This window comes from Leptolyngbya sp. PCC 6406 (assembly GCF_000332095.2).
Classification (GTDB): domain Bacteria; phylum Cyanobacteriota; class Cyanobacteriia; order Phormidesmidales; family Phormidesmidaceae; genus PCC-6406.
This window is the reverse complement of sequence record NZ_KI913949.1, coordinates 829,759-854,670: the sequence shown is the minus strand read 5'-3', so window position 1 is coordinate 854,670 and position 24,912 is coordinate 829,759. Positions and strand designations below refer to the sequence as shown.

At 54.6% G+C, this 24,912-nt stretch carries 18 protein-coding genes and 1 tRNA gene; 5 read left to right on the top strand and 14 right to left on the bottom strand.

Annotated elements, in window-relative coordinates; genetic code table 11:
• Positions 1-356: 356 nt before the first annotated feature.
• Positions 357-1,490 carry a PP2C family protein-serine/threonine phosphatase gene (locus LEP6406_RS0203935; RefSeq protein WP_027268823.1) on the top strand — a complete coding sequence of 378 codons (1,134 nt, stop codon included), beginning with the start codon at positions 357-359 and terminating at the stop codon, positions 1,488-1,490.
• 115 nt (positions 1,491-1,605) lie between these two features.
• Here the strand turns inward: LEP6406_RS0203935 and LEP6406_RS0203930 are convergent, their stop codons facing one another.
• The 6 genes from LEP6406_RS0203930 to LEP6406_RS0203905 form a co-directional block, all read right to left on the bottom strand.
• Positions 1,606-1,941, bottom strand: coding sequence for an STAS domain-containing protein (locus tag LEP6406_RS0203930; RefSeq protein WP_008311021.1), 336 nt, complete (start codon positions 1,939-1,941; stop codon positions 1,606-1,608).
• A 316-nt stretch (positions 1,942-2,257) separates the two neighbouring features.
• Positions 2,258-3,970 carry a DUF3352 domain-containing protein gene (locus tag LEP6406_RS0203925; protein ID WP_008311018.1) on the bottom strand — a complete coding sequence of 571 codons (1,713 nt, stop codon included), beginning with the start codon at positions 3,968-3,970 and terminating at the stop codon, positions 2,258-2,260.
• A gap of 101 nt (positions 3,971-4,071) precedes the next feature.
• Positions 4,072-4,674, bottom strand: a complete 603-nt coding sequence (gene lexA, locus LEP6406_RS0203920; protein WP_008311016.1) for a transcriptional repressor LexA — start codon at positions 4,672-4,674, stop codon at positions 4,072-4,074.
• A 288-nt stretch (positions 4,675-4,962) separates the two neighbouring features.
• Positions 4,963-6,081 (bottom strand): RNA polymerase sigma factor RpoD, encoded by a 1,119-nt coding sequence (rpoD, locus tag LEP6406_RS0203915; RefSeq protein WP_008311014.1) that lies wholly within the window; start codon positions 6,079-6,081, stop codon positions 4,963-4,965.
• 570 nt (positions 6,082-6,651) lie between these two features.
• The gene (mtnB, locus tag LEP6406_RS0203910; protein ID WP_008311013.1) at positions 6,652-7,272 is read right to left on the bottom strand and encodes a methylthioribulose 1-phosphate dehydratase; all 621 of its coding nucleotides are present in this window, start codon (positions 7,270-7,272) and stop codon (positions 6,652-6,654) included.
• A gap of 29 nt (positions 7,273-7,301) precedes the next feature.
• Complete coding sequence (locus LEP6406_RS0203905) at positions 7,302-7,823, bottom strand: hypothetical protein (protein WP_008311010.1); 522 nt, start codon at positions 7,821-7,823, stop codon at positions 7,302-7,304.
• A 292-nt stretch (positions 7,824-8,115) separates the two neighbouring features.
• On the opposite strand from LEP6406_RS0203905, the gene LEP6406_RS0203900 reads away from it, so the two are divergent.
• Positions 8,116-9,828, top strand: a complete 1,713-nt coding sequence (locus LEP6406_RS0203900; RefSeq protein ID WP_008311008.1) for an ABC-ATPase domain-containing protein — start codon at positions 8,116-8,118, stop codon at positions 9,826-9,828.
• A gap of 12 nt (positions 9,829-9,840) precedes the next feature.
• Here the strand turns inward: LEP6406_RS0203900 and LEP6406_RS0203895 are convergent, their stop codons facing one another.
• Together LEP6406_RS0203895 and LEP6406_RS26485 are read right to left on the bottom strand one after the other, a co-directional pair.
• Positions 9,841-10,452: a DUF3318 domain-containing protein gene (locus tag LEP6406_RS0203895; RefSeq protein WP_304607861.1), complete on the bottom strand. Its 612-nt coding sequence runs from the start codon at positions 10,450-10,452 to the stop codon at positions 9,841-9,843.
• Between the two features lie 213 nt (positions 10,453-10,665).
• On the bottom strand, positions 10,666-11,730 hold the full coding sequence (locus LEP6406_RS26485; RefSeq protein WP_051463612.1) for a GGDEF domain-containing protein: 1,065 nt from the start codon (positions 11,728-11,730) through the stop codon (positions 10,666-10,668).
• Between the two features lie 694 nt (positions 11,731-12,424).
• Here LEP6406_RS26485 and alaS point away from each other — a divergent pair.
• The gene (gene alaS / locus LEP6406_RS0203885; protein WP_008311001.1) at positions 12,425-15,064 is read left to right on the top strand and encodes an alanine--tRNA ligase; all 2,640 of its coding nucleotides are present in this window, start codon (positions 12,425-12,427) and stop codon (positions 15,062-15,064) included.
• Positions 15,065-15,359: 295 nt separating this feature from the next.
• On the opposite strand, the gene LEP6406_RS0203880 is transcribed toward alaS, so the two are convergent.
• Together LEP6406_RS0203880 and LEP6406_RS0203875 are read right to left on the bottom strand one after the other, a co-directional pair.
• Positions 15,360-15,965: a transposase gene (locus LEP6406_RS0203880; protein WP_027268821.1), complete on the bottom strand. Its 606-nt coding sequence runs from the start codon at positions 15,963-15,965 to the stop codon at positions 15,360-15,362.
• A gap of 17 nt (positions 15,966-15,982) precedes the next feature.
• Positions 15,983-16,561, bottom strand: a complete 579-nt coding sequence (locus LEP6406_RS0203875; RefSeq protein ID WP_027268720.1) for a helix-turn-helix domain-containing protein — start codon at positions 16,559-16,561, stop codon at positions 15,983-15,985.
• Positions 16,562-17,015: 454 nt separating this feature from the next.
• Here LEP6406_RS0203875 and LEP6406_RS0203870 point away from each other — a divergent pair, with 454 nt between their 5' ends.
• Entirely contained in the window at positions 17,016-17,969 is a 954-nt protein-coding gene (locus tag LEP6406_RS0203870) for an RNA polymerase sigma factor, RpoD/SigA family (protein ID WP_008313776.1), read from the top strand.
• A gap of 181 nt (positions 17,970-18,150) precedes the next feature.
• Here LEP6406_RS0203870 and LEP6406_RS32615 read toward each other — a convergent pair whose 3' ends face one another.
• The 3 genes from LEP6406_RS32615 to LEP6406_RS0203855 all read right to left on the bottom strand — a co-directional run bounded on the left by LEP6406_RS32615 (position 18,151) and on the right by LEP6406_RS0203855 (position 22,102).
• On the bottom strand, positions 18,151-18,291 hold the full coding sequence (locus LEP6406_RS32615; protein WP_008313777.1) for a hypothetical protein: 141 nt from the start codon (positions 18,289-18,291) through the stop codon (positions 18,151-18,153).
• A 199-nt stretch (positions 18,292-18,490) separates the two neighbouring features.
• Positions 18,491-20,392, bottom strand: a complete 1,902-nt coding sequence (gene dnaK, locus LEP6406_RS0203860; RefSeq protein ID WP_008313778.1) for a molecular chaperone DnaK — start codon at positions 20,390-20,392, stop codon at positions 18,491-18,493.
• Positions 20,393-20,638: 246 nt separating this feature from the next.
• On the bottom strand, positions 20,639-22,102 hold the full coding sequence (locus LEP6406_RS0203855; protein WP_008313779.1) for a glycosyltransferase family 2 protein: 1,464 nt from the start codon (positions 22,100-22,102) through the stop codon (positions 20,639-20,641).
• 1,479 nt (positions 22,103-23,581) lie between these two features.
• Here LEP6406_RS0203855 and LEP6406_RS0203850 point away from each other — a divergent pair.
• Positions 23,582-24,730, top strand: a complete 1,149-nt coding sequence (locus LEP6406_RS0203850) for a hypothetical protein (RefSeq protein ID WP_263971237.1) — start codon at positions 23,582-23,584, stop codon at positions 24,728-24,730.
• Between the two features lie 15 nt (positions 24,731-24,745).
• Here LEP6406_RS0203850 and LEP6406_RS0203845 read toward each other — a convergent pair.
• Positions 24,746-24,817 (bottom strand) — tRNA-Met (locus LEP6406_RS0203845).
• Positions 24,818-24,912: the final 95 nt, after the last annotated feature.

The window sequence follows — 24,912 nt, the reverse complement described above, 5'->3', positions numbered from 1 at the left end:
GGTTACAGCCCCTAGCTTGATTAATTAGGGCGGGCGTGGTGATGCCTATCCCTATCCCGCAAGGGTTTCCCCGTTAACTGTCCGCACGCCCTAGACAGCGTAGCTCTAAACCCCCCAAAGGGCTAGTCGGATCAGGGCAAAAGGCTGACCATGTCTGCACGCCTGTCTGAAACCAAGATATAACTGCAAAAGGCTACCGAGTATACCGAGTAGGGCAAACTGGGATCGGCAACGCCATGCCCCCTAGACTGTCCCAGTCCAACCAGAAGGGGCTCTGGCCCCCTACGCTAAAGGACATGGTGACCGTTACAACAGCCAATACCACGACTCCGGGGCGCTTACTTCTACATCGGAATATGACCCAAATTCTTGTGATCGGGGCAGATCAGACCAGCCGCCAAATACTCCAGCGAGTGCTAGAGGGCGAAGGCTATGACCTAGGCTGGGCAGCGGATGGAGCCACTGCCCTAGAAAAGCTAGCCCAGAATCAACCCGCCATGGTCATCTGCGATTGGGATCTACCGGGAGACCATACTGGCCTCAGCATTTGTCAGCACATCCACGGTACTCCGGCCCTATCCACAACCCTCTGCCTGATGCTGGCGACGCGCCGGAGCAGTGCTAAGCGCATTGAAGCCCTAGAGATGGGGGCCGATGATCTGCTTATCAAGCCCGTAGACCCGGCGGAAATTAAGGCGCGGGTGCGGGCGGGCATCCGGATGTGGCAGTTGACCCGCGATCTCCAAAAGCAAAAGCATCTCCTAGAAGCGGAATTGTCAGAGGCGGAAGCCTATGTACGATCCCTATTGCCCGTGGATCTAACCGAGCATGTCACCATCCGCTCCCGATTCATTCCCTCTCGCTTACTAGGGGGGGATTGCTACGACTACTACTGGCTCGATCCCGATTATCTGGTCATTTACCTGCTGGATGTCTCCGGTCATGGTCTGGGCTCCGCCCTCCTATCCACATCGGTCCTGAATGTATTGCGATCGCAATCCCTGCCCGATGTGAACTTTTACCGCCCTGAAAAGGTTCTCAAAGCCCTGAACGAGACCTTTCAGATGAACGATCAGAACGAAAAATACTTCACCATCTGGTACGGTGTCTACAACCGTGCCAACCAGCAACTCCTCTACGCCAGTGCTGGCCATCCCCCCGCTGTCCTCGTGTCAGAGGCCGTTCCTGGCAACGTCACTATTGAACGCCTCCGCACCGCTGGAATGCCCATCGGTATGCTCCCCGACGCTACCTACACCTGGCAGCGCTGCCAGGTCCCCCCCAATAGCCGCCTCTACGTTTTCAGCGATGGCATCTACGAGATCCTTCAGGCAGACCAAACCCTGTTGGGCCTAGATTCCTTCGTAGATATCCTGGCCCAAATGACGCCCCAGCGCACCGTCGATGATATTTTGCAGCAGGTGGGGGGCTATAACCAGCAAGGCACCTTTGCCGATGATCTCTCCCTGCTAGAAGTCTGCCTCAACTAGCCCCCTTGCTCCCCTGACATGAGCGGGATCTGGTTTCAGGACCGGAGCCCACAATGCAGCTCCCCCAAGCCACCAGACAACCTACTGGAGGAGAATTTGGCTATCTCTGGAAAGGTTAGAGACTTCTGGGCGACTGGGCGACTTTGTTCTCAAAGGCTGTGCGATCGGGCAATACTTCAAACACCCGATCCATGCTGGTGAGTTCAAACAGCATTCGCACCTGGTCGTTAATGGAGCACACATACATCTCCTTTTGGGCAGCCCGCACCTTTTTCAAGACCATAACCAAGGCCCCCAACCCAGAACTATCGACAAAGGAAATATCCTTAAGGTCAATCAGCAAGGTATTGGTCCCAGTGGCTAGAGCTTCATCCACCTGTGCTCTAAAGGCATCGGCTTGAGTGCTGTCGAGAATACCAGCAGGTTCTATGATCTTGACGCTCGAATCCATAATGTCCTCAATGAATTAAACGCTTAGGGCAGGTGACCGGCCCAGATTCAGAAGGATCCAGCTCAGGTGGGTTCAGCTACAGGCCGGTGCTGACACTGACCTGTAGCTGGAACTGGTTGCCTTAGAACTGGCCAGAGACAAAAGCGTGAATCAGTTCCATCAACCCCTGGGGTCCAAACCAGGGAATCAGGTCTCAGATTAAATATTCCCAAGAGCCTACCCATAGATTTGGTCCTGTTGGCCTGAACTTAGCTTCAACACTGTAAAGTACATCGCCTTATCCCCCAAATCGGGGGGGTTTTAGATAGCCTTGGGGTCAGGGAGCAGATAGGGCAATGTCCACCTGGACGCGCTGCATTGTATTGCTCCCAGACTCCGTACGCACTAAAATCGGCCCCACATAGGCGGTGACGGGTTCCGCTACCTGATCTAGCAACCGCAGCCAGGGCCATTGGGCTAAAAGATAGGGTCGCAATCGAGGCCAGTTGAGATAGATCAGGGGAGAACCGTGAGATCGCGACTCAGGCTGCCACAAAGGATCCCTCTGCTGGGGGTTCATAGCGGGAACCGTGAGTACCGATCCCATCGTGGGAGCCTGGAGAGACTGCTGGAGTGCTGCCAAAGAAGTGGCAAATAGCTCATAGCCCTGAACTTGGGTATGGACCGCCACGATATCAGCTTGCACCCGTAGGGCGGCGGCGCTGCCAGGGGCAATGGACAGTTGAGTCCAGGCTGTGACGGGCTGTTTCCCCAGCATGAGCCGACCGACCCCCCAGCCCCGCTGTTGAGCCAAGTTATCCAACTGAGCAACGGCCCTAGAATCGGAGCCCTGTTGAGAAACAAAAATCCAATCCTGTTGCTCCGCAAGCCAACCCAGGGCATAGGTACCGGGGGCCTGAGCCCAGAGATTGGGCACCGCCTGGGGAAGCACCGCAGCCCCTAGGGCAAGGTGCTCCCCTAGGGGCTGCCAAGTCGAGGCGAGACCGTAACCCCCCACATTCGCCATCACCCCCTGCCAGAATTGGGGCAAATTACCCCCTCCCAGAGCCAGCACCGATTGGGCTGGGAGCCAAGCCATCGCTGCTGTTGCCCCAGGAGTCGGCCCTTCCACCTGAGCAAATTCAGCACCGGGGCGGGGAACCAGAGCAGTATCCGCAATCAACCCCGTTTTGCTGGCTCGCCAAGATAGGAAGAACCGTTGGAGTTGAGTTCCTGCACCAAGGTCAGCGGGACTCAAGGGTGGATCAAGGCCCAGCCAGTCTAGGGTGGCGGGCAGCGTGCCATACATCCAGCCGATCCGCCCTGGGGGGAGGTCGGCGATCAGGCGGCGGTAGGTAACCTCCTGGGCCAAGCTAATATCGGGGGCCTGAAAGGTAGCGATGGCCTGCCGCAGCACCTGGGGATCGTTAGCCATCAGAATATAGCGATCCCCCACCACCGTAGAAGCAAGGGGGCGGAAGTCACGGGTGGCAGGATCCTGGGATTGAGAGCGATTGTAGATTAGGGTCAGGCCCGATAGGGGCTCAAAGACCAACTCCTCCCCTGCGATCGCGCGCTGCTGCCAAAAAAAATGCACTGCCTCCCGTGCCGCGAGTCCTTTGCGACTGGTAAGCACCAACAAATATCCGGGCTGCTGCCCATTCTCCGGGGTTTTGTCCAGATCTGCCGATGTGACGGCAAAGGTAATTTCGTCCCCCAACCAAGGGCGTAAATCCGTCTCGTAGTCAAGGCCGCTGACCCGCTGTAGCCCCGCTTGCAGGGTCTGCCAGTCTCGCCGCGACTGAAACCGTCGGTCTGCGGGCGTCAACACTTGCCGTAGTTTCCAAAGGCGATCGGGGCGAGCCAAGAGGGACACCATCAGGGGAGACTGACGGGGTACAAACTGGGCTGCGAAGGGGGCCGGCTGTCCGCCCTGGGCCAAAAGCGCCATCGGATTATTTGCGGTCAGGTTCCAAAAGCCAACGCCCCCCAGCACCAGCAGGGCACCTGCGATCGCGGCCAGTCCCGTGAGGAATGCTCGAAACTTCATCCACCCAATCCTCAGCCCCCAATGTTTTTCCTAGGAAAGACATTGATCCGGCTCCCAACAACAGGATTAGTGTATTACTCCGACGGGGACGCCGGTTGACCCTAATCGAAATAGCCCCGCCACACGGCCACTAAACGACCCTGCACATCCACCTGAGTAGCGGGGAACTCCTGTACGGGATAGGCCGGATTAGCAGGGATCAGACGAATTTGGTTGTCGTTGCGATGGAAATATTTCAGTGTGGTACCATCCTCGACGCGGGCGGCGACGATAGTGCCTTCCCGAATGGACTGGGGATCTTTGACCGGACGCATGATGACGATGTCACCATCCTGAATCATGGCTCCCACCATGCTGTCTCCCGTCACTTGGAGGGCATAGTCGCCCGCCTTAATGGGTACCCCTGCCATATCCAGGCGATCTACGTTGTCGGTGAAGACGGCATTCACATAGCCCGCCGCAATGGTGCCGTAGATGGGGACACCTTGGGTGCTTTGCAAAATGCGGATGGTACGGGCTTGACCCTCGCTCCAATCGATGTAGCCCTTTTTCCGCAGATGATCGAGGCGGCTCTGAATCGGAGCGGGGGACTTCAGCCCCATGGCTCGCATCATCTGCCGAATGGAAGGGGAGTGCTGGTGTTCGCGAATGTAGTCCACCAGCCAATCGTAAAGCTCCTGCTGGGCATCGGTGAGGGCTTCCATCGCAGTTACGTCCGAGAAATGTTTATCAGAACAATTGTACTCGCAACTGGTACACCTGTCCACTATTTGTCGGGCTATAACTTGTGAAAATATGTAAAAAAAGAACGCTCCAGTTTCCTGGGAAACCAGAGCGTTTCTAGGAGTCTAGGGGTATCAACTCAAAGCGGGACAAATCTCTTGGGGAAGGGTTAGGAGTTAGGAGCCAGAATCTAGGAGAGTACTGGATTCTGACTCCTGACTCCTGAATTCTTCGGAACCAATATTGTCTCGGCTTACGTTGATACCCCCTTAGCGGATATATTCCTTGAGGATACTGTTGCGGTTGGGGTGACGAAGTTTGCGCAGGGCCTTAGCCTCAATTTGGCGAATGCGTTCGCGGGTAACGTTGAAAATCTGGCCAATTTCCTCCAAGGTTTTCATGCGGCCATCATCTAGACCGTAGCGCAGCCGCAGCACGTCCCTTTCTCGGGCGCTGAGGGTGCCTAGAACGCTCTCTAGGTCTTCCCGTAGAAGGCTTTTGGACACTTCATCTTCAGGGGTCTCCCCATCGGATTCAATAAAGTCTCCGAGGCGAGAGTCCTCTTCTTTACCGATTGGGGTCTCTAGGGAGATGGGCAATTGGGCCGACTTGGCAATAAATCGAAGTTTCTCGATGGTCATTTCCATGCGAGTGGCGATTTCTTCTTCCGTCGGCTTGCGTCCCATTTCTTGGGACAGGAGCTTGGTGGTTTTCTTGATACGAGAGATGGTTTCGTAGAGGTGCACCGGGAGGCGAATGGTGCGGGACTGATCTGCGATCGCACGGGTAATGGCCTGACGAATCCACCAAGTAGCGTAGGTAGAGAACTTATAGCCCTTTTCGTGGTCAAACTTTTCCGCTGCCCGAATCAGACCCAAGCTACCTTCCTGAATCAAATCCTGAAAGGATAGCCCTCGGTTCATGTACTTCTTAGCAATGGAGACCACTAGACGCAGGTTGGACTGCACCATCTTGTCCTTAGCGCGGCGACCAATGTGGAGGCGGCGCTGAAACTTCGGCAGGGGCATGTCCACCGCTTCGGCCCATTCCGCATCTTGGGGATCCCGCTGAAGAGTTTCCGCCAGTTGGTCATAAACCCGCTCTAGCTCTAGCAGGTCGGCAATTTTTCGGGCTAGCTCGATCTCTTCTTCAGCGCGCAAGAGGCGAATGCGGCCAATTTCCTGGAGATAGAGGCGAATGGAATCTTCGGTGTAGTGCTTCTTTTTAGTCTGGGTACGGCGTCGAGATGTCTTGCCCTTACCAGCCTTTTCTGGCGCTTCTTCTTCAATGGTGCCAGCAATAATCGGTTCGGCATCGGCACCAATCAGCATATCAAGATCGGCCTCCGCTGGCTTAATGGTGGTGAGCAATTCATTCGCTTGAGTCATGCCGCGTTCCTCGTGCTCCTTCGTGATTCCTGAGTCGTAAAGGTCCTTCAGCTTAGCACTCCCAAATTTTGACGGGCCACTGTTGCCAGGGCAAGTCAAGAAACAAGCGTAAACTCAGCAAAGCGTCAATCCTGTAAATAACGCTGGCCGAGAAAAATATCTGAGCTAAGCCGAAAACTCTAAAAATTAAGCCGAACTGTGCCTGTCTCCTGTCGCAGATAAACACCCTGTGTCAGATGAGGTTGAGCAGCTTTGGCTGGACCTCCACGATTGTAGCCGTTCCTCCTAGATAGGTACCAGTCCTCAAGAGCATCATCAGCCCCCTTTAGACCCTAAAGAGGTGGGGTTTTGCAAAGTTCATTTGTACTGTTTCGGGGCCTTCGATTTTCGCCCCAAGCCTTGAAAGCATTGTGATTTCGAGCACATCTTCCTGGGGACCAGATCACCATCTAACGTCTCGTGGCGGACTGTATATTTTGTGTAACTTATAACAAATGTTAAGTCCCATCAAAAAGAGTCATCGGACTGGGCTTAAGCGGGGGCTGAAAACCGACTGATGGAAACCTGCTCTTAGTGAATGAGGGTCAGCTTGCGGTAAGTCAGTTCCAAGAGAAATTCGAGGATTTCGAGGTGGCGACGGGCTTGGAACAGGGTTTTACCCCAGGTGTAGAGGCCGTGGCCTGCCAGCAGGATGCCATAGGGCGGTGTCGGCTGTTGTAGTAAGGCACGTACAGTTTGGCTGATCTCTGCCATATCTTGACTATTGGGCACAATCGGGAGCGCTACCGTGATGTTGTGGGTGGTAACACCCTCTAGGCCCTTAAGCATTTCATAGCCCGCGATCGCAATCTCACCTTGGGGCGCATAGTGCATCGACAGCAGGGTGTTAAAGACTGAGTGGGTATGGAGGACGGCCCCGGCCCCCCTTTCCTTAACAATAGCCAGGTGGAGTAAGGTTTCTGCCGAAGCTTTACCCGAGCCCCCGATAACTTGGGCCTGGGCATCCACCTCAATCAGATCTTGGGGCTGCACCAGTCCTTTATCTACGCCGCTGGGGGCCATGAGCAACCGTAGGGGATATCGTCCTAGGACGGCACTGAAGTTGCCGCCTGTGCCCGTGGCCCAGCCCCGTCGGTGGATGTCTTGAATAACCCAACTGAGGGCAATGCGGGGATCGGGGTTGTGGAGCATAGGGAGTCGATTGCCAGATTGGGGCAGTCCTAGCGGGGTAGGATGGCCTGACAGGTGGCCAGAACCTCATGGTCTAGGTTGCTGAGGGTGTTGATGGCGTGGAAGCCATCTAGGGTAAGGGTAGGAGCCCCACCGCCCACTGCCGCGATCGCACTTTCGCCGCTAAAGGCGAGGGCGTAGTCGTAGGCGGTTTGATCATAGCTGTTGATGATAGTGGCGGTGAGGGTGGTGGCCCTCACCTGACCGTGAAAGCAGTCGAAGGAGGAGGCGGGCATGTAGAAGGCTCCCGTCGCCTGTCCATTTTTCACCTGCATCACAATATAAGTGGAGCCGTGCTGTCCCGCTTCTGGCGCTTCACCATAGAGGTAGGTGCCATCCGCCAGGATTGAAGGGGATGCTGAGGTTTGAGCCACTGCGCTGGAGGTGATAGGGCCAGTCGCCAACAGCCCAAGACCCAGGGCCAGGAGTGCTAGGGGGCGCTTCAGTCGGGCTAGAACGGGGGTGACCAAGGGACGGGAAGCCAAGGGGGAGTGGGGGACAGGGCACAGCATGAGGAGGGCTTCGGAGGGGGACGTTATTAATATCAACCCCTACCCCGGATTTTCCAGTGATGGACCGGAATTTCCCCTATGATCTTTTCTCCGATTCCCTGTGATCTAGATCAGGGTATGGGGGTGAGGGAGTGAGGGGAGCCCCAGCCTACGCTCACCCCCATACCGTAGGCTGGGTCCATTGACCCAGTTAGAGGGATACCGCCTTATGTCAGCTGGGTCGGCGTACCTGGACCCAGCCTACGCTGGGTTCTCTAGTTGTTGATTTTTGTGTTGATTTTTGAGTACTGCTTTGACTCTATTGTCCCAAGACCAACTCCGAAGCCTTCTGCTGGGCCTCGATGGCCAAAGCTACAAAGCTTACAAGTCTCTTCAGGGAGCCTACGACTGCGGCGACTTTACCCTATATCTGGACTATATCCAGGGGGATCCCTTCGCTGCCCCCAGTCAGGCACGGGTCTGGATTCCCCAGTCAGTGGCCCAGTTTCCGACAGATCTGTACCGTAACTCCAGTCGGGCCGTAGCGCTGGCGGACTATCTCACCCGCCAGTTTTATCAGGCGACCCGAGGACCATCCCCTCGACGGGGATCGGGCAAAAGTGGCCTGATTGAAATCGTCCGGCCTTCTCAAGCGGTGCTGGGCCGCAGTGCTGCCCAGGTATCAGAGGCGGGGGTAGAACTCCGTTTCACCGTGGGGCTCCCGGCCTTTGGTCGCCGCATTGTAGGCAGGCAGGCGGCGGAACTGTTGGGGGAAGATGTGCCCGACATCGTGCTGGCCACGGCCTGTTATGGCAGTCTATCTGCATCGGAAATTGAGCGCCATGTCACCGTGATCGAGGATGGGGATTGGTTGCGATCGCACCTAGAAACTTTAGGGCTGGTGGCCTTTGTGGCGGATGGGGCGATTTTACCCCGCCGCAGTGGGGTGGATGAGCGGCCCCTACTAGAAGCGGCAACACCCTTCCAGTCACCGGAGTCGCTGCGAGTGATGGTGGACCTGCCCAACGGTGGGCGTATCACCGGCATGGGTATCCCCCAAGGCATTACGTTAATTGTCGGCGGTGGCTACCACGGCAAGTCTACGCTGCTAAAGGCACTGGAGATGGGGATTTACAACCATATCCCAGGGGATGGCCGGGAGTATGTAGTGGCGGATCCCAGTGCCTTTAAGGTGCGGGCGGAGGATGGTCGCAGTGTTACTGGCGTGGATATCTCCCCCTTTATCAATCACTTGCCCCAGGGTAAATCCACCTGCGCCTTTTCCACCTCCAATGCCAGCGGTAGTACGTCCCAAGCGGCCAACATTATGGAAGCGCTAGAGGTCGGGGCCAAGGTGTTACTGGTGGATGAAGATACATCGGCGACGAATTTCATGATTCGCGATCGCCGGATGCAGGCGTTGATTGCCAAGGATCGGGAGCCCATTACCCCCTTTGTAGACAAGGTTCGGCAATTGTGGGGGGATCACGGCGTCTCTACCGTTCTGGTGATGGGGGGCAGCGGTGATTACTTTGATATGGCGGATACGGTCATCGCCCTAGATAGCTACGTGCCCCAGGACGTTACGGCCCAAGCCCAAGCCATTGCAGCCAAATATCGCACCGACCGTGCGACCGAAGGCGGGCTGCACTTTGGCCGTCTCACCCCCCGTCGTATCCGACCCCAGGGTATCGACCCCAGTCAGGGCAAACGGGACGTGAAGTTAAAGGTCCGCTCTACCGATGAGATTCGCTTTGGCACGGAGGAGATTGACCTGTCGGCGGTGGAGCAATTGGTGGAACCGGGACAGGCGCGCGCGATCGCGGTGGCCATTGTCCATGCCCAGCGCCATTACCTCGACGGCCAGAAACCACTGGCAGGAGTTCTAGACGCGGTACTGGCCGATCTAAAAACCCAGGGACTAGATTGCCTAGATGATCGGCGGCGAGGGGATCTGGTCTACTTCCGTGCCCTAGAACTGGCAGCGGCCCTCAATCGATTGAGGACGCTTCAGGTCGTGATTTAGGTTGGAAATCTCTTAGTAGGCAGGCCGGGGCTCACTACTCCGGACTCGGTCCTTAGCTTTGGCGGCGCTCTTTTTTAGAGCGTCTAGACGCTTAATATATTGATCCCGCTTGCGCTTCTTGGGGGTCTGCTCGATGAGGGTCTTGAGGGCACTGCCCAAACTCTTATAGGCATTGGGCAGGGTATAGCCAAAGCGAGTTGCGATCGCGATTGCCCGTTCGTCGGCGTCAATATCTTCCACCAGGGTCTTTTGGGGATTGTTGCGGCGATAGAGTCGCCAGCCAGAGAAGCTACAGAGGGCCAGGGCCAAGATCAACAGCAGCCCATCTTGGACCCAGAGTTCCCCAATAGCACCCCCCAGACCAATGGCCAGAGCCGCCATTTCCCATCCATCACGGGGGATCGTGTCGTTTTGAATACGGCCCACCTCATGCCAGAACATCAGGTTGCGCTGGTCGAGAGCCAAGCCTTCCCACTTTGCCAAGTCAACCTGAATTTCCACCTGATCCTTACCCAGTTCTTCACTCGTGATCAGGGGCGGCGTCACATCCGTAGCCGCTTCTACCGTTACCCAACTCTGGAGTTCCGGTGGCAACAGGCTCCGCAGGCGGCGCAGTTCTCCCATATCGGCACGGACGGTGGAAGTAGCGTAGGAGGTCATGGACTTTCAGTTCGTACAAGGGCTTGGGCTCAGACAGAAGTCGTTTAGGCAACCCCTGTTTGAAATTATTGACATCTTAGCCTATGGCGGGGAGTGGGGGAGTGATGGGGTGTATAGCCTAACGGCATTCAAGAAAGGCGTTGGCGAAGCCACTCCCAGGGAGTTAGCCTGCCCGTATCACCCACTGACAACCCGATTTCGCCCCCCGTTTTTAGCCTTCAGTAGATGGCTATCGGCTCGGGCTAGGAGTTTTCTGCCCTTTCCATCATCAGTGGGCAGAAGGGTGCCCACCCCCACGCTAACGGTGAGGGCTAGATCCTGGGTGCCATCAATGATGAAGGGCACATCTCCAATCAGGCGGCGGAGGCGCTCCCCTGCCCGTTCTCCCTCTGCCAGGTTGGCAGATTGCAGCAGTACTACAAATTCTTCCCCACCGTAGCGAAAGGGGGTTTCGTAAAAGCGCATATTGTGGCGCAGGCGATCCGAAAACATCTCCAGCACCTGATCCCCGACTAAATGACCATAGCGGTCGTTGATGGTTTTGAAATAGTCGATGTCCAGAATCAGCAAGCTCAAGGCATCCCCCTGAGCGCGAGCAGCCTCAATCTGGCGGGGCATTTCCCAGTCGAAGGCGCGACGATTGCCTAATTTAGTGAGGGCATCGACAAGGGCGATCGCAGAGAGAAGATCATTGGTCTGGGAGAGTTCTCGGTAGGCCCGTACCCGGTCTTCCCCCACCTTGAGATAGGCGTGGAACAGTTCTTCTAGGGCATCGGCAACGCCCGCTTGCGTACCCTGGGACGCGGATTGTGCGGATTGTGATGTAGGGCCAGGTTCTGCATATTTATCCCCTAGAAGGGGATACCAAAGGTAGCTATCGGCTCCGCTGGCGAGGGACTTGGCAATTTGGCGGGCCTGATATTGGAGGAGCGCTTGGGGCGAGGGTGCCGCACCCAAGTCCGAATCATCTATGAGGATGCAATACATTCTCAAGGGGGAATGATAGCGGTGCAGGGCATGGCACAACTCCCAGTTGGCCGGATCACGGGCTTCCAGCAAAACTAGATCGGGTTGATGCCTAGTGGCCAAGGAGACGGCGGTGGCGGCGTCCTCTGCCTGCCATCGTGTTCTGCTAGCCAAACCTTGTACCCTCTGGAGCAGGCGATCACAGAAGGGCTTAGCCCCGACAATTAAGACCGATGCATCCATGAACTGAAGCGATTGGTTGACTTGGGCGAACACATACCATTCACTGCGGCCCTTAGGGTGTGGTGGCGTCTCTTAATGACGACTTCGCAGGATAGCCTAGCACTGTGATCTCGGACCTATCCCAGAGTGGAAATACCCCAGCTCAACCACGCAGAAGCGGCCAAGGAGAGTCCTCTAGTTCCAGGGTCCATTACGGTGAAGGCGAGGGAAATGTCCCTGATCAGCAGCGAATTAGGCTCCAATAGCGGATATTCGGGAATATGCAATATCTAAGAAGCGGGTTTGCCCCATATTGGCATCACTAACGACGTTCATTACAGCTTTGATTGTCCCAGGGAGAACCCGGAATGGCTATGGTAATGACCCAAAATAGGCCGATTCTTAGGGAATATTTGGGTAATTGACTCTGAGAGGGGCTAGAGTACAAACTCCCGAATACAAGTGAATGTACGATTCAGGCGATGAATTTGGATCAGGCTAGGTCTACTGGGGGCGGCGACCCTACATAGCCACTGTAGCGAAGTCAGCACTTGCCGGGAAAATTTGCTAGAGTAGCCCGCCTAGAGTGCCACGAGAGGGGCAACTATCCTTCACAATAGGAGGGTAAGGGCATCTCCTTCAGGGTACGGCGCTAGATTTTCCGCCAGTACGGTTTTCCAGTTCGTTGATCCAGTTCGTTGATCCAGCTCCTTGATCCTGTCCTTTGACCGTTCCTAGTTGAGTCCCCATGGTATCCTCCCCCTCTTCTGCCGTCGTCACCAGCGGAGCTGCAATTCGCCAAGCCTTCCTAGAGTTCTATGCTGCGAAGGGGCACCGGATTGAGCCTAGTGCCTCCTTGGTGCCTGAGGATCCCACGGTATTATTGACCATCGCGGGGATGCTGCCCTTCAAACCTATTTTTCTGGGGCAGCGCCCTGCCCCTAGCCCGCGCGCCACAACCTCTCAAAAGTGTATTCGCACTAATGACATCGAGAATGTGGGGCGCACCGCCCGTCACCACACCTTTTTTGAGATGCTGGGCAACTTTAGCTTCGGCGACTATTTCAAAAAAGATGCGATCGCATGGGCCTGGGAACTGTCCACCGAGGTCTACAAGTTGCCGCCGGAACGGTTGGTGGTCAGTGTCTTTCGAGATGACGACGATGCCTTTGCCCTCTGGCGCGACCACGTGGGCATCCCTCCCCACCGCATTATCCGCATGGGGGAAGAGGATAACTTTTGGGCCTCTGGCCCCACGGGACCCTGTGGCCCCTGCTCCGAGATTTACTACGACTTCCACCCCGAGTTGGGGGATGATCACCTGGATCTGGAGGACGACAGCCGCTTCATCGAGTTCTACAACCTGGTGTTCATGCAGTACAACCGGGACACAGAGGGCCACCTCACCCCGTTGCAAAACCAGAATATTGACACGGGCATGGGTCTGGAGCGCATGGCCCAGATTCTCCAGCGGGTACCCAATAACTACGAGACGGATCTGATCTTCCCCATCATCGAGACGGCGGCACAGTTGGCGGGGCTGAATTATTACCAGAGTGACGAGAAAACTCAGGTTTCCCTGAAGGTGATTGGGGATCACGTGCGGGCGGTGATCCACATGGTTGCCGATGGCATCACCGCCTCCAATGGGGGCCGGGGCTACGTACTGCGGCGGCTGATCCGACGGGTGGTGCGCCATGGGCGACTGCTGGGAATCGAAGGAGCCTTCATTAGTCGGGTGGCCGCAGCAGCGATCCAGCTCTCGGAAACCGCCTTCCCCAATGTGCGGGAACGGGAAGGGGCAATTACAGCGGAACTGGATCGGGAAGAGGCCCGGTTCCTGGAAACCCTGGAGCGGGGGGAAAAGCTGCTAACGGAAATTCTGGCCCAGGCCCAGGGGCAAATTTCCGGGGCCGATGCCTTTGTCCTCTACGACACCTATGGCTTTCCCTTGGAATTGACCCAGGAGATCGCCGAGGAGCAGGGGTTGACGGTGGATGAGGCGGGCTTTGCGGTGTCTATGGCGGAGCAGCGTCAACGCTCTAAGGACGCCCACGAAACCATTGACCTGACCGCCCAAGGCAGTTTGGACCGGCTAGCGGATGCTATTCATCCCACGGAATTTATTGGGTATGATGCAGCGGTGGGAACCAGTGCTGTGGCGGCGCTGATGGTAAATGGGGTAGGTCGGGAAACGGTCCCGGCGGGAACTGAAGTCCAAGTGGTGCTGGCGGAAACCCCATTTTATGGAGAGTCCGGGGGCCAGGTAGGCGATCGTGGTTACTTGGCGGGGGAAGATTTTGTCATTCGTGTGGAGGATGTGCAAAAGGAATCTGGTTTCTTCCTCCATCGAGGTCGGGTGGAGCGGGGCACTGCCACGGTGGGGGCTCAAGTTACCGCCCAGATTGACCGAGCCTGTCGGCGGCGGGTAATGGCGAACCACACCGCCACCCATCTGCTCCAAGCGGCGCTGAAAAAACGGGTCTCTGACGACATCTCCCAGGCGGGTTCTCTAGTGGATTTTGATCGCCTGCGGTTTGACTTCAACTGTCCCCGTGCCCTGACACCAGAGGAGGTGCAGCAGGTGGAGGAGCAGGTCAATACCTGGATTGCCGAAAGCCATGGTGCTGAAGTTGCGGTGATGCCCATTGAGGCCGCAAAGGCCAAGGGCGCGATCGCAATGTTTGGCGAAAAATACGGCGCTGAAGTCCGGGTAATCGACTTCCCCGGCGTCTCTATGGAGCTGTGTGGCGGTACCCATGTCGGAAACACCGCCGAGATTGGTCTGTTCAAGATCATCTCAGAAACCGGCGTGGCTTCAGGGATTCGCCGCATTGAGGCCGTAGCTGGACCCGCCGTACTGGCCTACCTGAATGTGCGCGATGCCGTAGTCCGAGACCTTGCAGAACGGTTCAAGGTGCAGCCGGAGGAACTCCCTGACCGGGTCACTGCGCTCCAAAATAACCTCAAAACTGCTCAGAAGGAACTCGACACCCTACGGGCTGAACTGGCGGTAGTCAAATCTGACCAATTGCTGGATCAGGCCGACACCATTGGCGGCGTCAAGGTTCTGGTCGCAGAACTTGAGGGCGTCAGCGCCGATGCCCTCAAGACCGCCGCCGAACGCCTCCTGCAAAAGCTGGAGGATGGAGCCGTAGTTCTGGGCTCTAGCCCCGAAGCGGGCAAGGTCAGCCTTGTCGCCGCCTTTGGCCCCACGGCCCTGGCCAAAAAACTTCAAGCAGGTAAGTTCATCGGTGGTATTGCCCAACTCTGTGGCGGCGGCGGCGGCGGTCGGCCCAATTTGGCCCAGGCTGGGGGTCGCGATCCCGAGAAGCTACCGGAGGCTTTGGCAACAGCTCAGCAACAGCTTCAAGCCGCCCTTGGGTAAGCTCGTGGCTCGATTAGTTAGAGAAACGTGCCCACAACAACTACGTGCCCACAACAACTTAGTAGAGATCAAATAACGTGGGATAGCCGTCCCGGCTATCCACAGTCAGGCATCTTACCTGACCCACAAGAATTGCACCTTCAAGGATTCGGCATCTTAGTACTTGACGGCATAAATGACTTGACCATTTAGTGGAGCAGGAGCCCTTGTGAGACAAGGAATTCCTTTTCATCCTTTTGCCTTCTTACTTGTGCCTTTACGTACTAGTACTGCTTGGCGGAAGTGGCCAAGGCATTTATGCGACCAAGGGCTTACCCGTGTAGTTCCACTTGAAGGGCTTAGCCATGGTGCGATTGAAGTAATCGACAAACGCTAAAATCTTCGCCTTGAGTTGGGCTTGACTGGTAAAACTCGAACGTCGGAGTAGCTTACGTACCAGGATGGAGAACCCAAGCTCAATTTGATTGAGCCAGGAGCAATGCTTGGGGGTGAAGTGAACGACCAGTCGATGGCTGGGGTCGCTCAAGAACGCCGCTCGGGTCGCCATAGACAGGAGAATGCCCGTCTTCCCTTTCTGGCCCAGATGAATCGGTTTTTCCTCGCGTTCCGCCACCAGTCGGACGAGAGATTCCGATTGATGAGTGTTGAGGCAATCCATGACCAGATGAATCTTGGAGGCATCTGGAACTTGGGCCAGTAAGGCTCTGAGGTGACTCTCGAGGTCTTGCTCGGTGCGGGTGTCTCCCACGGTGGCCTGATCCACCTGTCCGGTAGCGACATTGAATGAGGCAATCAGGGTTTGAGTGCCATGGCGAATATACTCAAACTCAATGCGGGTACAGCGTCCCGGCTTCATGGCGATGTCAGGCATCGTCCGTTCCAGAGCCTGGATTCCCGTCATCTCATCCAGGCTGAAGGTCAGCTCGCCGTGTTCGGCACGAGTGGCAGCCTGTTCGTAGACCTGGCAAATGTCTTTGACTTTGTCCTCGAAGTTAGGGTCGGGGGGGGGGAGAGCCAGTAACGGCTCTGGTGGGGTTTGAGGTCAGCCTCGGCCAACAGTCGGCCCACATGACGGGGACTGATACTCTCGACAATTCCCTGCTTGCTCAGTTCATCGGCCAGTTCTCCAGGGGTCCAATGACTGATGGGGCGGCCATACTGCTCGGGCGGTGCACAAGCTAGGGCATAGAGTTGCGTGATTTGTTCGAGGCTAAAGGTAGCCGGAGCCCCGGGACGAGGGACATCCTGTAGGCGCTCTTCCACAGCGACCTGTTGTTGACTCAACTCCAGCCAACGCCCCCGCCAGCGGCGACTCATCTCTTTGCTGACCCCCAAGTCTCGGGCGATTTCGCCATGGCCTTTGCCCTCATCAGCTGTGAGGATAATCTTGGCGCGCAAAGCGAGCTGCTGTGACGTCCGCTGACGTCGAATCAATTGCTCTAAGTCGCTCCGCTCCGTTTCGCTCAAAGTGAGCCTGGCGGCAGTCAGTCTAGCCATTGTAGAAAAGTCCTCTTTACCCTACCTCTCAATGGTAAGGTCATTTCAGCCACCCAGTACTAGGTACTGGCGCAAGGTCATTTTGTCTTAGGGGAGGGCCTGAAAGCGCTCACCCCTAGGGCGATGCATTCTTTAAGATTTCAGGGCATATTATTAATATTCGTTACACTAGCCCTAGGAGTCCTTCTGGAATTTCTCAGGTTTTTGTTGCTAAGGATGCAGTTGTTTAACCCTAAACTCATTATCCTACGGACACTTAGACCGACTGAACTCCCTCATTAGGGGGAGAAGGGGAATCAAAAATAATTGTGAGCATTCCTCTCATAAATGTTACGATAGTTAATATAGAAGCAGTGAAGTCCTCTTCGCGACAAATTAGGGGCCTATCTCTGCTGTTCCCGACATACTGGCATCGTTCAGATGCATCCCCGGCGTTATTAGTGGCCTTTTACCCATGAAAACGATTCAGAATACCGATTTAGTTCGGACCTATCTCAAGGAGATAGGTCGGGTGCCTCTCTTAACCCATGAAGAAGAAATTGTGTTGGGCAAACAGGTCCAACATTTGAGCCTTTTAGAGAAGCGGCGAGAGGCGTTAACCGAAGAGCTAGATCGTACGCCCACTCAGGCTGAGTGGGCGGCGGCGGTAAATCTCTCGGAAGGGCAACTGCTCACTATTGTTCGGGCAGGCGACACCGCCAAGCGCAGAATGGTGGAAGCGAACCTACGACTGGTGGTGTCCGTCGCCAAAAAATATATCAAGCGTAATGTGGATCTCCTGGACCTAATCCAGGAGGGAACTATTGGTATGCAGCGGGGGGTGGAAAAGTTTGACCCTACTAAGGGCTATCGCTTCTCGACCTATGCCTACTGGTGGATTCGACAGGCCATCACCCGTGCGATCGCAGAAAAGAGCCGCACCATTCGCCTGCCTATCCACATCACGGAAAAGCTCAACAAAATCAAGAAAGCCCAGCGCCAACTCTCTCAACAGTATGGCCGCGCCGCCACAGTGATGGAGTTGGCCGCAGAACTGGAACTAACCCCCAAGCAGGTGCGGGATTATCTGGAGAAGGCGCGGCAGCCCCTGTCCTTGGATCTGCGAGTGGGAGACAACCAAGACACCGAGTTAAGCGAACTGCTAGAGGATGAAGGCCCTTCCCCCGAGGAATTTGCTACCCAGGCGGCTCTGCGTCGCGATTTAGACCGCCTGATGGGCGATTTGACTCCCCAGCAGCAGCAGGTTCTACGTCTCCGATTTGGCCTCACGGATGGTCAAACTCTGACCCTAGCCAAAATTGGGGAAATGCTTAGTATCAGCCGGGAGCGGGTGCGTCAGATTGAGCGGGAAGCCCTGACGAAGCTGCGGAAGCGCCGGGGTGATATGCAGGAATATCTAGCTAGCTAGCTCTCTAGCTAGAGGCGCTTAACCAAAATCCCGGTGCTGGCGACGGTCAGGCGAGCCTATGCAGACTTCTGTTCTGTATAGGCTCGAAGCTATGCCCGAATTGTGTGGCCTGCCGCCATCTCCCAAGTACCTGCCTCTGGTCAAGGTAGACCAGTTCCCTTCTAGGAGCCTGGACCGCAGGTCAGGGGTACCATTGGGGAAACTGGGCCATGCGATCGCGCAATTCTTCTGCCTGAGCTTCCCCACTGCATAGCAGCCAGACCAAAATCAGCAGCGATAGCCAGATTAGGTTGCGACGGAGCTGTTTAGGGAAATGTGGCATAGATGAATTGAGAAAGGAATCACGAATTCTAGGCCACCCTTGTTTTACAGTTGTTCCCTTCCCTCTGTCATCCCTGCCTGAGGCATAAAAAAACGGATGGCAGTTGCCATCCGCCCTTGCTAGCCGGAGCAAGTCTATAAAACTAGGTTCAGAAACCTGAATTCGGGGGAAATAGCAGCGCTATCTCCCCCGGTTAGGTCTACTTAGACTCAGGCTCAGTGAACTCAGCGTCAATCACGTCATCTCCTGTGCCCCCGCCCCCACCATCACTAGCATCACCGGCAGCAGCTTCTGCACCCCCGGTCTGCTGGTAAAGGTTGGCGCTGATGGCGTAAAGCGTCTGCTGAAGTTCCGTGGTCAGAGACTTCATTTGGTCGTAGTCCTCGGCGGCCACAGCATCCTTCAGCGCCTTGATTTGACCTTCGATCTTGGTCTTATCATCAGCAGGCACCTTGTCGCCTAGTTCCGTGACTTGCTTCTCAGCTTGGTACGCCAGGGAATCTGCCTGATTTTTCAGATCGATTTTCTCACGGCGCTCTTGGTCAGCAGTCGCATTAGCCTCCGCATCCCTGACCATGCGTTCCACCTCGCGCTCATCCAGGGTAGACGCCCCAGTGATGCTGATGGACTGTTCCTTGCCCGTGCCCTTATCCTTGGCAGTGACATTAAGGATGCCGTTGGCGTCGATGTCAAAGATGACCTCGATTTGGGGGACACCTCGGGGCGCTGGGGGAATGCCATCTAGGCGGAAGGTTCCCAAGCTCTTGTTGTCATTGGACATTTCCCGCTCACCCTGGAGCACGTGAATTTCCACATTGGTCTGGCCATCCACGGCGGTGGAGAAGGTTTCAGACTTTTTGGTAGGGACGGTGGTGTTGCGGGGAATCAGCTTAGTCATGACACCGCCCAGGGTTTCCACACCAAGGGACAAGGGTGTTACGTCTAGCAGCAAGATGTCCTTGACTTCTCCAGCCAGGACGCCCCCTTGGATAGCGGCCCCTACCGCCACCACTTCATCGGGGTTAACGGTCTGATTGGGGGCTTTACCCAGAACCTTTTGCACCAGTTCCTGTACTGCCGGAATTCGGGTGGAACCTCCCACTAGGACGATCTCGTCGATAGCGGTTTTATTAAGCTTGGCATCCTTGAGGGCTTGCTCTACGGGAATACGGCTGCGGTCGATTAGATCCGCCACAAGCTCTTCAAATTTGCCTCGGGTCAACACCATTTCCAGGTGCTTAGGACCGTCCTGGGTCGCCGTGATGAAGGGCAGGTTGATTTCTGCTTGGGTAGTGCTGGACAGCTCAATCTTGGCTTTCTCCGCAGCTTCCGTGAGGCGCTGGAGGGCCTGCTTGTCCTTGCGGAGGTCAATACCCTCCGTTTTTTGGAACTCAGCAGCTAGATAGTCCACGATCTTCTTGTCGAAGTCGTCACCGCCAAGGTGGGTATCGCCAGAAGTGGCCAGCACTTCAAACACACCTTCACCCACCTCTAGGATGGACACGTCAAAGGTACCGCCGCCAAGGTCAAAGACCAGGATGGTTTCGTTGCTCTTTTTATCAAGACCGTAGGCCAAGGAGGCGGCGGTGGGCTCGTTGATGATCCGCAGGACCTCTAGGCCCGCAATCTTCCCGGCATCCTTGGTGGCTTGCCGTTGGGAGTCGTTAAAGTAGGCGGGGACGGTGATGACGGCTTGGGTCACAGTTTCACCCAGGTACTTGCTAGCATCATCTGCTAGTTTCCGTAGCACTTGGGCCGAGATTTCTTCGGGAGCAAACTGCTTGCCCGCTTGGGGACAATCCAGTTTGACGTTGTTGCCCACATTCAACACGTTGTAGGCGACTTCAGTGGATTCATTACTGACTTCGTCGTAGCGACGACCGATGAAGCGCTTGACGGAATAAAAGGTGTTCTCGGTATTCATAACCGCGCCGCGCTTGGCGATTTGACCCACGAGACGGTCACCATTTTTGGCATAGGCCACTACCGATGGCGTCGTGCGGAATCCTTCCGCATTCGCAATCACGGTGGGCTTGCCCCCTTCCATAACGGCCACCACTGAGTTGGTGGTGCCTAGGTCTATACCAACGACTTTACCCATAGCTTTTCGTGCTCCGGCTTAACAGCTATCTCTATAGTGCGGGGCAGCTTCGATTCTCTGAAGGGGGGGATACCGAACCTGAAGGGGTTGGAAAACAGGCTGATGGGCCGATTTGGGGGCACAGAGGGAAGTTGGCAGCGACCATCTTCCCTCTGTCGGAAGCAATTCAGACACGATTCAGAACCAAACCGGCCTATCCCTTCCTCAGAAGCGTCTCTAGCATCGAGACTCGCTTGGCGTTTGGCATTACAACTTGGCGGTGGAAACGGGTACTGGGCGGGCAAGTCGCCGACGGGAACCTAAAGCCGGACTCCGGGGGGTGATCCACCAAGTATTGTTGCCCCGCAGATAGTCATATAGCCCAACAATCGCGATCGCATTTTTTAGCGTAATGAGGGGAATCAACATCAGAGCATGCTTGATATGGCTCAGCAGCGGATACTGCAACGCCGCCACCCGAGCAGTTACCCAACTCTTATAGGCTATTGCCGACAGCCCCAGGCAGGTTACAAACCACAGATAGGGATCATGGGTGCCTGCCCAACTCCCCTGAAATAGGAGCACACTCAGCAAAACTGGAAAAACTTGCACAGCCATGATCGGATAGAACTGACAGCCGTAGAGTAAACAGGTCCAGTACAGCTTTTGCAACACCGTAAATTTTGGGAAACCCCAGATAAAGCGTTGGTATTTGAAGCTCACCTCAATCCAACCCTGTGCCCATCGTTTGCGCTGATACCAAAAAGATAGGAGATCCGTGGGAGCCAGTTCGGAGGTAACAATACTACGATCGTGAAGGATGCGATAGCCCCGCGACAGAGTGCGTAGCGTAGCATCAATATCCTCCGTCAACATGCGGGCGTCAAAACAAACCTGCTGGAGGACCGTAGTCCGCCAATAGCCATTGGAACCCGCAAAAATGCTAGTGTCCGTCAAAAAAGATACGGCGGAATGGCTAATGCCATAAATGCTCTCAAACTCGATCGCAATCGTCTCCGTCAGCCAATTATGATCATAATTACGGACCACATTTCGCCCCTGGACGACATCATAATTCTGCCCTAACCAATGCCAAGCCCGAAGGAAACAGTCCGCAGGGGGATGATGGTCGGCATCTAGAACACAGGTGACCTCACCCGTCACAATTTCCAACGCTGCATTTAGGTTTTCCGCCTTGGAACGACTGTCCTTGACCCGCAGTAACTGCAACTCGGGATGCTGTCGCGCTAGGGCTTGCAACGCTGACTCCACGGGTAGATCCATCGGCGTATTATAGGCCAGAATCACCTCTAGCCCTGCCTTAGGACGATGTATATGCTCCAAAATATGGATTAGGGTTTCCAGGATAATATCTTGCTCGTTGGGCAAATAAGCCACCACTAAAAAAGAGCAGCGTGGCAAAGGAAGCAGGGGAGCAGGAATCCTAGCACCACCCACCCCTAGGCCCACCTTAAAGGCATCCCATTGCTGATCTATAAACCCTTTGGAAAACCTTTTAGGATGACTCGAAAATCGACGAAACAGGGCTACCGTAGACTCCAAAATCAAAACGAAAGCACTGATCAAGTAGAGGGTTGAAATAGTACGGTGAAGACCCTGTATAGAATATCCGTTAGACTGTAACGCTAGCAGTAATGCCGTCGGAATGAAAATGAGAAGAGAATGGGTCAAAAGTACTTTTCTGATTTCGACAGACCAGCTTCTATTCATGTTTTTGTTTCTGAGTCGTTGATTTATTTCTGAAGCAAGAAGGACTTAGAAGGTGAAGAATAGGCTTTAGAATCTAGCCAGTTAGCATGGATTTTACAGAGTAAGTCTTCATCAAGATCACCTTAAAAGATCCAGCTTCACCTGAAAGCAGAAACGTGAGTTTAAGAGTTTCAGCCTCTTGAAATGCGCTATAGCAATCCGAATTGATTCTTGAAGGCAGGACGGGCATCCTGCACGAGCAGGCGAGACGCCTACACTACTAACTTTCACAATTCACGGAAAATCGCTATACAAGGCAATTAATCAAGGAGTCTTGAATTGTGTGCTGAGCGCACAGCCCTCGGGTATGGCTACGTTAATTCCACAACAATCCCACCTATGTCTCGATTTTTTATACCCAGCTACTGAACTATGGCTTGTAGATCCAAGAGGGTGTCTTAAACCCTGGATTTGCCTGGGAGTGGGACTACAGCCTAGCTAAATCACTGTCGGAGAGAGACGCCCTTAACAAAACAAAAAAAAGAGAATAGCTCCCATCTCTCCCTCGAAATTCCATGAGGACTGAGCAAGGATTTATTCTTCACCCAAAACAACTTCAATCAGTTTGGCTGGTTTCCCGACAAAGATCCTGTCCTAAATTGACCAGAGAATCGGAGATTTAGCCGACGTGTTGCTCCTAGAACCCTCGCTTTGTGCCCTATAGATAAGAAAAACTGAACAGATCCCTATCCGCTCATCCTTAGCCCGAAAAATGGCTATCCGCTAATCTAAATGGATTTCCATATAAGAGCAAGATAGTAGTCCATAATTGACCTATACCAAGGCTTTCCCTCCTCAAGAACCCAGCCTTCCGCCCCTTGAGACCAGACTTTAGTGCTTCCCTACAAGCTGTTCCCAGAGGTGGATCACCGCCAATTCTTGACCGCTAACGTGGGTTGGTCACCTTGACCACCCAAAGCAGGAAGATAGCCATCTTGACCGCCGAAGGCAGACAGTCGGGATAGGCATGGCCCCACCGTTTATCTTTGTCCACCGTAGGGAAGCAGAATGTCTGTGCCTCCAGGGAAGAGGGGGCGTAGCCATCCTAGCCGTGAATCGGCCCCTAGCACACTGAGCTGGAGATTGGTGTACTGAGGGCTGACACCCGATATTTTGACTCCAAGGTATATCAGGGAGATCAGAGTCAGGGCTATCTTACTTAGAGGGTGTCCGAAAAGGGTGGTTGCCTACGAAAGAATCAGAGTTATGAGCACTGGCGCATGACGAAAGAATAAGGGTTTCAGCACCCATACTCGACTTCTCAGGCATCCCCTTAGGGGCACTTCAATTAATTCACCCTAGCCTTTCTGGATTCTCTTTCCTTTTCAAACCACTTTCCACTTCATCCATATGTTGAACCGATTGCGTCGATATATAGCTCGTTTTTTCAGAAGAGCTAGAACCATCAACAATGAACCCCTAAACCGGGTTAGTTTGACAGTGATCATCCTGATCGATATTTTCATATTGGTCAATGTATTTACAGGGCTCCATGACATCAGCGCTTGGCATCTGAGTCCGTCCCAAGCCTATCCCTGCTATAGCGAATGGAGCCAATACCGCACTCAGACCGACCCGGCCAAGGACTATAATCTACTCCGACCCATCGCATCCTATGATGCGGCGATCCAGCCCGGTTTTCAGGAAAACCATACTCAGTTAGAGGTTGGACACCTTGGAGAAGTGTCGGAAACCTGTCTTAAATATGCCGAATATCAGGACCAAATTGCCACTCCTGAAAATCAACAAATCATTAGAACCTTAGACCAAAAATATGGTGAAATTGTTCAGCTTGAAAATGCCAATAGTGCCATTCGCTCTGAATATGACTCCACGCTTTTGGAAGAGTTGGCGGGACAGCCCCGTGATCAGTCCATTAATACGGTAGATGCATCCCAGGCTAGGCAAACCCTGGACCGTAACCTAGAAAACATTGCCCAACTCCAACAGGAGATGGCCGCCCTCCGCAGCGAGTTGGTAGAGCAGCCGACTAGTCAAGCTTTTCTTGCCTTTGTTCAGGATGAGGGGCAATTTCAAGCGGTCGAAGCGGGCTACGATCGCGCAGCCTTTTGGTATCCCAGCATTCAACTTTCGCTGCAAGGGGCGTTTTTGCTGCCGTTGATTGTGTTGGCAACGGCGCTCCATGGCTATGCCGATCGGCGACGTTATGGATTGCTGGCGTTGATGAGTTGGCACCTGTTGGCCATTTTCTTCATCCCGCTGGTATTCAAAATCTTTGAATTCTTGCAGGTGGGAGTTTTATTTGAGCTGATTTTCTCAATCATCAGTGCCCTGTTGGGGGGACTCCTGTTTCTGGTCAGCTATGTCTATATCTTGCTAATTCCTCTGGTGGGATTTGGAATTATCAAGTTTTGCCAACAGGTTATTTTCAATCCTCGGGTTCAGGCGGCAAATCGGGTACAAAACTCTCGCTGCATTCGCTGCGCCAAGAAAATCCGTCACGGTGAGGCTCACTGTCCCCACTGTGGCTATGAGCAGCACCGGGATTGTCCCCACTGCCATAGGGCCACTTATAAGTATCTGCCCTACTGCATCCACTGTGGAGAATCTCAGTTGGGTCGGACTTAGAAGGATTGGAAATAATGGCTCAGGCGTGATTTGAACACGCGACCAAGGGCTTATGAGTCCCCTGCTCTACCACTGAGCTACTGAGCCACCCAGGTCAGAAAAACTGACATTGATTAGCCTAGCATAGGACTGAGACAACGCTAAAGATGGACTTTGGATTTCCCTGAGGATTCTGGGAACCT